Origin of the sequence: Paracoccus haeundaensis (genome assembly GCF_006239215.1) — a bacterium.
Taxonomy (GTDB): domain Bacteria; phylum Pseudomonadota; class Alphaproteobacteria; order Rhodobacterales; family Rhodobacteraceae; genus Paracoccus; species Paracoccus marcusii.
In genome coordinates, this window is the sequence record NZ_VDDC01000100.1 from 1 (window position 1) to 1,260 (window position 1,260).

Consider the following 1,260-nt stretch of genomic DNA (forward strand, 5'->3'; position numbering starts at 1 on the left):
CTTTGCATGTATAGCGCCGTATAGATGCATAAGAAATACATGTTTAGGAGAATCACATGGCTCGCCAGCTGTCCCTGCAGACCATTACGGTGGTGAAAGCCACCGTTCCCGCACTGGAGCAATACGGCCCATTGATCACCGAGACGATGTACCGGCGGCTGTTCGAAAACGACCATATCGCCGCCCTGTTCAACCAGGCAAACCAGCAGAAAGGCACGCAGCGGCTTGCCTTGGCGCATGCTGTTCTGGCCTATGCCCGCAACATCGAAAATTTGGAGGTTCTGGGCGCGGCGGTCGAACGGATTGCCCAGAAGCATATCGGCTACGCGATCCTGCCCGAGCATTATCCCTTCGTCGGCCAAGCCCTTTTGGGCGCCATTGAGGAGGTTCTGGGCGATGCCGCCACGCCCGACATCCTGGCGGCCTGGGGCGAGGCCTATGGGTTCCTGGCCGATCTGCTGATCGCGCGCGAAGCCGCTATCCGTGCCGAAATCGAGGCACAGCGCGGCGGCTGGACCGACTGGCGCCGCTTCACGGTCGCAGAGCGGCAAGTCGAGGCCGACGGCATCGTATCATTCGTGCTGCGCCCCGAGGATGGCGGTCCTGTCGTTGCCCACCGACCAGGCCAATATCTGACGCTGCGTTTTGACGCGGCCGGACTGCCCGGGGTCAAGCGCAACTATTCGATCTCCAGCATGCCAAGCGACGAAAGCTATCGCATTACCGTCAAGCGCGAGGCAGAGGGAGAGGCATCCTGCTTCCTGCATGACCATGCGTTGGTGGGGACGATCCTGGAAACGACGCCGCCCGCCGGCGACTTCCACCTGTCAGACAATCCGCCGCGGCCGGTTGTTCTTCTGTCGGGTGGGGTCGGCCTGACGCCCATGATCAGCATGCTGGAAGTCCTGGCCCGGCGGCATCGGGACGTCCCGGTCCATTATATTCACGGAACAAGCAGTCCTGCACACCACGCACTATCCCGGCAGGTGCAGGACGCCGCGACGCGCCACGGAAATATTGTCGTCAGTACTTTTTACGAGAGCGGCGCAGACGTCCCGGCCCATCCCGGGCGGATCAGCATGGATTGGTTGCGGACCAGCGTCCCGCTGACCGAGGCCGACATCTACTTGTGCGGCCCGCGTCCGTTTCTCCGCTACTTCGTTGCGGGCCTGAGGGAGGCGGGTGTTCCTGCCGATCGGATCCACTACGAGTTCTTCGGTCCCGCGGATGAGCAGCTCGCGGCCTGATGGGTCGCAAGAC

General features: G+C 62.2%; 1 protein-coding gene. It reads left to right on the forward strand.

From position 1 onward, the window contains the following. Positions 1-56 precede the first annotated feature (56 nt). A complete protein-coding gene (hmpA, locus tag FHD67_RS20150) occupies positions 57-1,247 on the forward strand; it encodes an NO-inducible flavohemoprotein (RefSeq protein ID WP_139599854.1) in 1,191 nt (396 codons plus the stop codon). Positions 1,248-1,260 lie beyond the last annotated feature (13 nt).

What these genes read in the sequence shown, in the direction of transcription:
- hmpA (WP_139599854.1), top strand. Translation starts at nt 57, where the DNA reads ATGGCTCGCCAGCTGTCCCTGCAGACCATTACGGTGGTGAAAGCCACC.